9 protein-coding genes, 1 tRNA gene and 3 pseudogenes are annotated in these 8,069 nt (G+C 62.1%); 6 read left to right on the top strand and 7 right to left on the bottom strand.

Annotated features, from left to right (window positions below):
* The 3 genes and pseudogenes from BG842_RS27360 to BG842_RS08485 all read left to right on the top strand — a co-directional run.
* Positions 1-196: pseudogene (locus BG842_RS27360) on the top strand (signal recognition particle protein Srp19); the annotation flags it as partial.
* A 97-nt stretch (positions 197-293) separates the two neighbouring features.
* The gene (locus BG842_RS08490) at positions 294-872 is read left to right on the top strand and encodes a magnesium transporter (protein WP_069450430.1); all 579 of its coding nucleotides are present in this window, start codon (positions 294-296) and stop codon (positions 870-872) included.
* A complete protein-coding gene (locus BG842_RS08485; RefSeq protein ID WP_069450429.1) occupies positions 873-1,430 on the top strand; it encodes a magnesium transporter in 558 nt (185 codons plus the stop codon).
* Positions 1,431-1,442: 12 nt separating this feature from the next.
* Here the strand turns inward: BG842_RS08485 and BG842_RS08480 are convergent, their stop codons facing one another.
* On the bottom strand, positions 1,443-1,862 hold the full coding sequence (locus BG842_RS08480) for an RNA-binding domain-containing protein (protein WP_069450428.1): 420 nt from the start codon (positions 1,860-1,862) through the stop codon (positions 1,443-1,445).
* The gene (locus tag BG842_RS08475) at positions 1,859-2,440 is read right to left on the bottom strand and encodes an AAA family ATPase (protein ID WP_069450427.1); all 582 of its coding nucleotides are present in this window, start codon (positions 2,438-2,440) and stop codon (positions 1,859-1,861) included. The genes BG842_RS08480 and BG842_RS08475 overlap by 4 nt, the downstream gene beginning before the upstream one ends.
* A 93-nt stretch (positions 2,441-2,533) precedes the next feature.
* Between BG842_RS08475 and BG842_RS08470 the strand changes: the two genes are divergently transcribed.
* A tRNA-Arg gene (locus BG842_RS08470) sits at positions 2,534-2,608 on the top strand.
* A gap of 213 nt (positions 2,609-2,821) precedes the next feature.
* On the opposite strand, the gene BG842_RS08465 is transcribed toward BG842_RS08470, so the two are convergent.
* From BG842_RS08465 to BG842_RS08445, 5 genes and pseudogenes are all read right to left on the bottom strand, one after another.
* The gene (locus BG842_RS08465; protein ID WP_069450431.1) at positions 2,822-3,100 is read right to left on the bottom strand and encodes a hypothetical protein; all 279 of its coding nucleotides are present in this window, start codon (positions 3,098-3,100) and stop codon (positions 2,822-2,824) included.
* 6 nt (positions 3,101-3,106) lie between these two features.
* Positions 3,107-3,553, bottom strand: a pseudogene (locus tag BG842_RS33020) (helix-turn-helix domain-containing protein); the annotation flags it as partial.
* A gap of 249 nt (positions 3,554-3,802) precedes the next feature.
* Positions 3,803-4,537: an amino acid ABC transporter ATP-binding protein gene (locus tag BG842_RS08455; protein ID WP_069450426.1), complete on the bottom strand. Its 735-nt coding sequence runs from the start codon at positions 4,535-4,537 to the stop codon at positions 3,803-3,805.
* A complete protein-coding gene (locus BG842_RS08450; protein WP_069450425.1) occupies positions 4,534-5,352 on the bottom strand; it encodes an amino acid ABC transporter permease in 819 nt (272 codons plus the stop codon). The genes BG842_RS08455 and BG842_RS08450 overlap by 4 nt, the downstream gene beginning before the upstream one ends.
* 42 nt (positions 5,353-5,394) lie before the next feature.
* Positions 5,395-6,273, bottom strand: coding sequence for a transporter substrate-binding domain-containing protein (locus BG842_RS08445; RefSeq protein ID WP_069450424.1), 879 nt, complete (start codon positions 6,271-6,273; stop codon positions 5,395-5,397).
* 294 nt (positions 6,274-6,567) lie between these two features.
* Between BG842_RS08445 and BG842_RS08440 the strand changes: the two genes are divergently transcribed.
* Positions 6,568-7,794 carry a cytochrome P450 gene (locus BG842_RS08440; RefSeq protein ID WP_069450423.1) on the top strand — a complete coding sequence of 409 codons (1,227 nt, stop codon included), beginning with the start codon at positions 6,568-6,570 and terminating at the stop codon, positions 7,792-7,794.
* Positions 7,795-7,839: 45 nt separating this feature from the next.
* Positions 7,840-8,069: pseudogene (locus tag BG842_RS08435) on the top strand (hypothetical protein); the annotation flags it as partial.

The raw sequence follows: 8,069 nt of genomic DNA, 5'->3' as shown, positions 1-8,069 counted from the left end.
CGCCGCATCGCTCGCGGGAGCGGCAGGACGAGGAACGCATCCGCGAACTCCTCCAGCAGCACAAGATGATGTCCCAGACGCTCAACAGTTCCAAGGGATGGGACAGGGCGGCGACATGGAGCGCATGATGAAGAAGATGCAGGGCGGCGGCGGTGGCGGCGGTGGCGGTATGGGCGGCATGGGGCCGTTCAGATAGTCGTCTTTCTCTTCGATTTCGTCCGACCAGAACTATCGGCGCAAGTGGAATCGCGACACACCGCTTTTTTGTCCCGTGCCCGTGTCCACAGCAGTAGATGACCGTTCGGGAAGTCGCCGCCGAGGCGTACCGCGAAGCGCTCCCCGCCCTCGCCGCGAGCATGGTCGGTGGGCTGTTCGCGGGCGTCGTCCTCAGCGGAATGCGCGCCGAACTCCGTCAGGTGGCGGGGTTGCTCGTCCTCGTCCCCGCCCTTCTCGCTACCCGCGGGAACGTCTACGGGTCGCTCGGCGCGCGCCTCGCGTCCGGACTGCACCAAGGACTGGTCGAACCGTCGTTCGTCCCGGACGACGACCGGGTGTGGGCGGCCATCGTCGCCTCGCTGGCGAACGGCATCCTCGCCAGCCTGTTCGCGTCGGTGGTCGCGTTCGCCGTTCTGAAGGCTCTCTCGGATTCGGTCGCGCCGCTTCCGACTCTGCTCGCAATCGCGCTCATCGCGGGGTTGCTCTCGGGGGTCGCCCTGACGGTGGCCGTCGTCTTGGTCGTCTTCGCGGGGTATCGCCGCGGCCAAAATCCGGACACGCTGGTCGGTCCGCTCGTAACGACGACGGGTGACGTGTTCGGCATCTCGTTCCTCCTGCTCGCCGTCCGAATCGTCATCGCGCTCGGGGGTGGCTAGATGCCGACGCGCTGGACGGTTCGCGCCATCATGCGGGCGATGCTCCCGGTGTTGCTCGTCCTCACGATGGTCGAAATCGGAAGCGGCCTCGTCCTCGGGTCGTTCGAGAGCACCCTGTTACAGTATCCGACGCTCCTCGCGTTGGTACCGGTAACTATCGGCACGGCGGGTAACCTCGGAAGCATCCTCGCCGCCAGACTCTCGACCGCGTTTCACCTCGGGACGCTCTCGTTCGGTCGGGGAGACGAGGTGCTCGCGGGGAACGCCGTCGCCACGGTCCTCCTCGCGGTCACGATTTTCCCGGTGGTCGGGTTCGGCGCGTGGACGCTGACGTGGCTCATCGGCGAGACGCAACTGGGCCTCTTCATCGTCGTCCTCGTCTCGCTGGTCAGTGGCATCGTGTTAGCGTTCGTCGCCATCCTCGTGACCCTCGTCGCCACGTACGTCGCCTATCGGTTCGAACTCGACCCCGACGACGTGGTGATTCCGGTCGTGACGAACGCCTGCGACGTGCTGGGCGTCATCGTGCTGTTCGTCGTGGTGCAACTGTTGGTGTAAAAACGAGCGCCGCTACTGCCCTTCGTCGGTGTCAATGGGTTTCCCGTCCTGGGTCGGCGGTGCGACGTAATCGACGAACTCCTCGACGGTCGGGTCGGTGACCCGCATGCGAACGTGGAGTTCGCCGAGTTCGTCGGGGTTGCCGACGGCGAAGTTGACCACGCCCTGGAACGCGGCCTGTTTTTTCAGGTCGAACGAGAGCGTGTCGCCGTCCCGTCCCGAGAAGAACTCGCCGCGCGCCGTGTCGAGGATTTCCTGTCGGTGGAGCAGTTCGGAGAAGTGCTCGACGCTGTGCGCTTCGGCGACGACTTCGCCCGCCTTCGATTCTGTCTCCGCGCCGGGAAAGACGTTCTCGATGGCGTCCGTGACCCGCGCTTCGATTTCGGTGTCGTTTACGGGTGCCGTGATTCGGATATCGACGCTGTATATCATCGGTTCTCACCCGCCTCTACGCTCTCCAGTCCCGAAAGTCCGTCTTCGAGGAGCGCGCGAATCCGGCGGCGGAAGCCGTCGAGCGTTCCGGTGTTGTCGATGACGGCATCGGCCCGCGCCATCGATCGGTCGAGGCCGAACCCGAGTTCACGTTCGTCGCGCTTTCGAAGGCGCGCTTCGTCGGCGTCCGAGTGGTCGCGTCCCCGCTCGCTCAACCGGTCGGCGCGGACCTCGAACGGGGCTTCGATGCTCACCAGTACGAAATCGTCGCCGAAGGCGTCCTCGAACCGTTCGACTTCGACGCCCGAGCGAATCCCGTCGACGAGGACGGTTTCCGAGGTGGTCAGCGCCGCGTCGATTTGTGGGAGTGACGCCTGTGCGATGGCGTCCGGGCCGTTCTCCTCCCGGAGTGCTTTGGCGATTTCGCCGTGGTGCTCCGCCGGGTCGAGGCCCCGCTCGCGGCACGCCGCGCGGATAACGTCGCCCATCGTGACGACGGGGATTCCCATCTCCTCGGCGACGGTGGCGGCCTCGCCTTTGCCGCTCCCCGGGAGGCCGACGGTTCCGATTACTCGCATCGTCTTCGTTTTCTCGTGAACCGTGCTTAAGGGCTGTGTTTGCGGGGGAGAATCCCAACCCCTTATGAAGGCGCACCGATAATGCGGTACCGAGGGCACGTAGCTCAGTCTGGATAGAGCGTCGGACTTCTAATCCGACGGCCGTGGGTTCGAATCCCATCGTGCTCGCTCGACTTCGCTTCCGCTCGTTTCGCTCGCACGATGTAGTCACCCTCGCTCCGCGAGAGCGTTGCTCTTGCGTGCTCTCGTTCGCTCCTTTCAGTCGCTCACGAGAACTCCGCTCGCAGTTCTACTTCTGGACGGCTACCGCACCGCAACCGCCAACGAACCGCTTGTGAATTCCGCTCCGGCATTCAACCGGGAGCCCATCACAAAACGCCGCTATTGCCCGTACAGTCCGACGACCATGACGCCGAACCCGACGCAGATGATGGAGCTTTCGAGGAGCATCCCCATCGTGAGTTGGACGTGGAGGAAGTGGTGGAAAACGCCGACCAGCACCGTCCCGACGGTGATGATGAACAACCCGATGGCGAAGTAGCGAAGCCCCGCGAACTGCGTGCGCTCGTAGGCGCGGTAGGCGAGTAGAGTGACGACCCCGCCGAGTCCGAGCGCGGCGAACTTCACGATGACGAGGAGCCACGTTATCGCGTCCATCATGATTCTTTTTTTCATCTCCGTCCAGAAAGTCGCCATCCGGTCCGTGGCGTCCCGGTCCGGCCGTTCGATTGAAACCGTAAACTCGTCGTTCTCGTCGATACTGATGGAGATATCCGTGAAATCGCGCTCGTAGAGGGTGGCGTTCGGTCCGTCGCGTCGAACCTCGGTGTACTCCCGCACGAGTCCGGCCTCGCCGAGTCGTTCGAGTTTCCGATACACGGTCGAACGGGGCATGTCGCACTCGGTGCGGAGCGCGGTCGCGGACGTGGGTTCGCGTAACGCCGTGAGGAGCGTTCGACACTTGTCGTCCTCGAGCGAGCGCAGGACCACCGACGGCGGCGGGGACGTCCGGTCGTTCGACGATTCTCGGTTCATGTCTGTAGACGGCTCGGTCGTCTCCGTCTGCTCGGGAACCAGAAACAACCGGCTCCAATTGACGTTGTGTTCGCTCATTCGGGTCGCCGGGACCGCTCGATGCGACGTGCGGAATCGGTCCCGTATCTACCCGTCATTTCCGGGCAGGTGTAAAAGAGACATCGACTCGTCCCAGAAGCTTGGAATTGGGTTCCGTCCCACGGAAACGAGGGGGAGTACAGGATAGTCGGGAGAAATGCAGGTCGGTCGAGAGGAATTCGACGGGACAGTCTGGAAGAATTCGACGGGACAGTCGAGACGGGCGTTACGGGAGCGTTGCGAAGAACGCTACAGCACCATCGAGAGGAACTGCTTCGCACGGTCCGTCCGCGGGTTCTCGAAGAACTCCTCGGGCGGCGCGGTCTCGATGACACGCCCGTCGGCCATGAGGACGATTCGGTCGCCGACTTCGCGGGCGAAGCCCATCTCGTGGGTGACGACCATCATCGTCATGCCGCCCTCGGCGAGTTCGCGCATGACGCCCAGCACTTCGCCGACGAGTTCGGGGTCGAGCGCGCTCGTTACCTCGTCGAACAGCATGACGTGCGGGTCCATCGCCAGCGCGCGGGCGATGGCGACGCGCTGTTGTTGCCCGCCCGAAAGCTGGTTGGGATAGGAGTCGGCTTGGTCCTCAAGGCCCACGTCGGTGAGGAGTTGCTGGCTCCGTTCGTCCGCCTCCGCACGCGACAGTCCCTTCACGTCTATCGGCGCGATAGAGACGTTCTCCAGCGCGGTCTTGTGCGGGAAGAGGTTGAAGCTCTGGAACACCATCCCGATGCGCTGACGGAGGAAGTTGATGTCCACGGTCGGGTTAGTGATGGACTCGCCCTCGATGCGAATCTCGCCGCCCTGAATCTCTTCAAGGCGGTTCGTACACCGCAACAGCGTCGATTTCCCGCTCCCGCTCGGACCGATGACGACGACCACTTCGCCGTCGTCGATTTCGAGGTCGACGTCCTTCAGGACGTGCGTCTCGCCGAAGTACTTGTCAACGCCGTCGAACTCGATTTTCGGCGTCCTCATTGCTGTTCACCCCACTCGGCGCGGCTTTCGAGCGTGCGGACGAGTTTGCCCAACGGAATCGTGATGGCGAGGTAGGCGATAGCCACGAGGACGATGGGCGTCCACGGGTCCAGTTGGTTGCTGTTGACGTTCCTGAACAGGCTGATTATCTCCGGGATGGCGATGACGGTCAGCAAGGAGGTGTCCTTGACGAGGATAATCTGGTCGTTGCCCACTGCGGCGAGCGCGTTGCGGAACGCCTGTGGCAGGACGACTTTGCGCATCGCACTGATGTACGACATGCCGAGCGACCGCGCGGCCTCCATCTGCCCGTCCGGGATTGCGTTGATACCGCCCTTGATGGCCTCCCCGGAGTACGCCGCGTGGTTCAGTGTCAGTCCGATGACCGCGGCGTAGTACTTCCATTCTGAGAATTGACCGATGCCGAACGCCGGAAGTCCGACGTAGATGACGAGGAGTTGGAAGAGGAGCGGCGTCCCGCGGAAGAACTCGACGTATCCCGTTGCGATGGCGTGGGTAAACGACGTCTTCGACACGCGACCCAATCCGACGAACAGGCCGCCGATGAGCGAGAGGACGCTCGAAACCACGACGATTTCGAGGACGAGGATGTACGCATCGACGAACCGCGGGAGGATGATGCGCATCAGCTCGTAATCGACGAACTCGGTCAGGATTCGGTAGAGCAGGTACACGACGGCGAGCGTGAACACGCCCGCGATGATTATGCCGAACCATTTGAGCCGCGTATCCGTCAAGAAACCGTCACCGGCACGGTGTTCGGCGGCCGTGTCTTCGTGGTATGTCTCTGCCATAGTATATCCAATGATTTATTTTTCAGAAGCTATTGCAAGGAGTCAGCCCTCGAAATATTCGCCGTATATTTCGTCGTAGGTGCCGTCGTCCTTTATCGTCTTGATGGCGTCGTTCACCTTCTTCCGGAGTTCATCGTCGTCCTGCCGGAACGCGATGCCGTACTCCTCGACGGTGAGCGTGAGATACGGCGGTGCCTTCTTGCCCTGCTTTTCGGCTTCGCCCTTACCTTCGAGGAACACGATACCGTCTTTCTCGTTCACGAACTGTGCGTTGACGGTGTTGTCGTTGATGACCGCGACCGCCTGCTTGTTGCTCAAGGCGTTGAACGCGCCCGTAATCTGGTCGTAGCTGTCGATGCTGAGGCTGCCGTCGAACTCCTTTTTCAGGTCTTCCGCCGCGCTCTCGCCCGTCGTCCCCTTCTGGACGGCGACTGTCTTGCCTTTCAAATCGTCGAGTTTCCCGATGTCGCCACCTTTGCGAATCGCAACGGTCTGGTACGCCGTGAAGTACGGGTCGGAGAAATCGACCTTCTCGGCGCGCTTGTCCGTGATGGTCATCGCGCTCATGATGACGCGGAAACTCTTGTTTTTCAGGCTCTGGATGATGGTGTCGAAGCTGGTTTTCTGGAACTCGTACTCCCGGCCGAGTTGGCCCTTGAAGACGGCTTCCGCGATGGCTGGGTCGAACCCTTCGAGCGACCCGTCCGCCTTCCGGTACTCGAACGGCTTGTACGGGATGTCGGAGCCGACGATTATCTTTCCACCGTCGGCACCGTCCTTACCGTCCGAACTGGTCTTCTCGCCGTCGCCGTTGTCACCGTTGTCGTCGCTACCGCTGCCACCAGAGTCGCCCAAACAGCCCGCGAGCCCCAGCGCAGCAACTGCTCCGGAACTCGCCTTGAGGTAGGTTCGTCTATCCATGCTATGAAAGCATTTACCACAATTATATTAGCCTTCCGTCTCAGTTCCGTGCGAATTGAAAGTCGAGCAAAGTAACGAGCTTTCACCGTGAATACTGTCCGTCATCGTTCGCAATATTATCCTATTGTTCGCTAATTAATCGTCATCGGGACAGAATAGTCATAAAAGAATTCTGGAAATAGCGTCGAGGCGGACCCTACTTCACTCGAAGCCTATCCCGCCATTATTTCAAGGAATCCGAGGACCGATACGAGAAGGGGAATCCTGATACGCCGCGCCCCTGTAGTGTCGGGGATGAGTTCCTCCGACCCACAGGGTTTGCAGGCGTTCCCCGACGAACTATCCGAGCGAGAAGCGTGGCTCGAACCGTTCGACTGGTATCGGGAGATGCGCGAGCGGGCACCGGTTCGGTACGACCCGACGCGGAAGGTGTGGGACGTGTTCCGATACGACGACGTAAAGGAGATGCTCGACGACGACGAGCGATTCTCCGTGAGCCCGCGGAACGCGAGCGGATTTCAGGAACCGGAGGGCGAGGAGGCGGGCGTCATGCTCGATACGATGCTCCTACAGGACCCGCCGCGACACGACGAACTCCGCGGCGTCGTGGACGAGGAGTTCAGTCCCCGAACGATTCGGGAACTGGAGCCGCGTATCCGCGAGTTGACGACTGAGTTGCTGGACGACATTCTCGATAACGGGGACGAAATCGACCTCGTGTCGGAGTTCGCGTACCCGCTTCCCGTCATCGTCATCGCGGAACTGCTCGGCGTTCCGACGGAGGACCGCGAGCAGTTCAAAACGTGGTCGGACGCCATCGTCTCGGCCGCGAGCGAGGACGAGAGCGGCGCGGAGTTCGTCGAACGCCAAGAGGAGATGCGCCAAGAGATGGCGTTCTACTTCATCCAACTCATGGAAGACCGGCGCGAGAATCCGCAGGACGACCTCATCTCGACGCTCGTCACCGCCGAAATCGACGGCGAACCGCTCACGCATCGGGAAATCCTCGGAACGTGTATTCTGTTGCTCGTCGCCGGGAACATCACGACGACGAACCTCATCACGAACGCGATGCGGTGTTTCGACGAGGTGGACGCCGTGGACGAACTGGCGGGCGACGACCGCGCGCTCACCACGGCAATCGAGGAGGTACTTCGCTACCGGTCGCCCGTGCAGGCAATGACCCGCGTGGCGATGGAAGACGTGACGATGCACGGCGAAACCATCGAGGAAGGCGACCAACTCGTCGTCTGGCTCGGTTCCGGGAACCGCGACGAGCGGCAGTTCGACGACGCGGAAGAGTTTCGGCCCGACCGCACTCCGAACCAACACTTCGGGTTCGGCTACGGCACCCACTACTGTCTGGGTGCGCCGCTCGCCCGGCTCGAAGCGAAGGTCGCGCTCTCGGAACTGCTGTCCCGCGTGTCGAACGTCACGATTCCCGTGACGACGCTCGAACCGACGCGGAGTTCGTTCATTTACGGCGTCGAGTCGCTCCCGATTCGCTTCGACCGCGAGTGAGACGGGGCGACAGAGCTTATCGACGTGGGAAGCGTCTCTACCGACATGAGCCTCGACGTCACGACACCCGCCGCGCCGACCATCTACGAGCTAACGCGGGACGACCAGTACGAGTCCGACGTCCACAAACGAGCTGACCTCCAGACGTATCTGGACGGCGAGGAGAACGCGTGGCACGAGGGATTCTCCGCGTGGGCGGCGGAGACGGCGCTCTCGGTGGACGCGTATCACATCGCGCTCGGCCTCGGGTGTATCGCGGCGTTCGACTTCTACTG

The organism is Haladaptatus sp. W1, assembly GCF_001723155.1.
Taxonomy (GTDB): Archaea; Halobacteriota; Halobacteria; order Halobacteriales; family Haladaptataceae; genus Haladaptatus; species Haladaptatus paucihalophilus.
This window is presented reverse-complemented; position numbering and strand designations above follow the sequence as displayed.

Bases quoted from the DNA above. Each gene is read 5' to 3' on its own strand.
- BG842_RS08485 (WP_069450429.1), top strand. From the start codon at position 873: ATGCCGACGCGCTGGACGGTTCGCGCCATCATGCGGGCGATGCTCCCG.
- BG842_RS08480 (WP_069450428.1), bottom strand. From the start codon at position 1,862: ATGATATACAGCGTCGATATCCGAATCACGGCACCCGTAAACGACACC.
- BG842_RS08475 (WP_069450427.1), bottom strand. From the start codon at position 2,440: ATGCGAGTAATCGGAACCGTCGGCCTCCCGGGGAGCGGCAAAGGCGAG.
- BG842_RS08445 (WP_069450424.1), bottom strand. From the start codon at position 6,273: ATGGATAGACGAACCTACCTCAAGGCGAGTTCCGGAGCAGTTGCTGCG.
- BG842_RS08450 (WP_069450425.1), bottom strand. From the start codon at position 5,352: ATGGCAGAGACATACCACGAAGACACGGCCGCCGAACACCGTGCCGGT.
- BG842_RS08455 (WP_069450426.1), bottom strand. From the start codon at position 4,537: ATGAGGACGCCGAAAATCGAGTTCGACGGCGTTGACAAGTACTTCGGC.
- BG842_RS08440 (WP_069450423.1), top strand. From the start codon at position 6,568: ATGAGTTCCTCCGACCCACAGGGTTTGCAGGCGTTCCCCGACGAACTA.
- BG842_RS08490 (WP_069450430.1), top strand. From the start codon at position 294: ATGACCGTTCGGGAAGTCGCCGCCGAGGCGTACCGCGAAGCGCTCCCC.
- BG842_RS08465 (WP_069450431.1), bottom strand. From the start codon at position 3,100: ATGATGGACGCGATAACGTGGCTCCTCGTCATCGTGAAGTTCGCCGCG.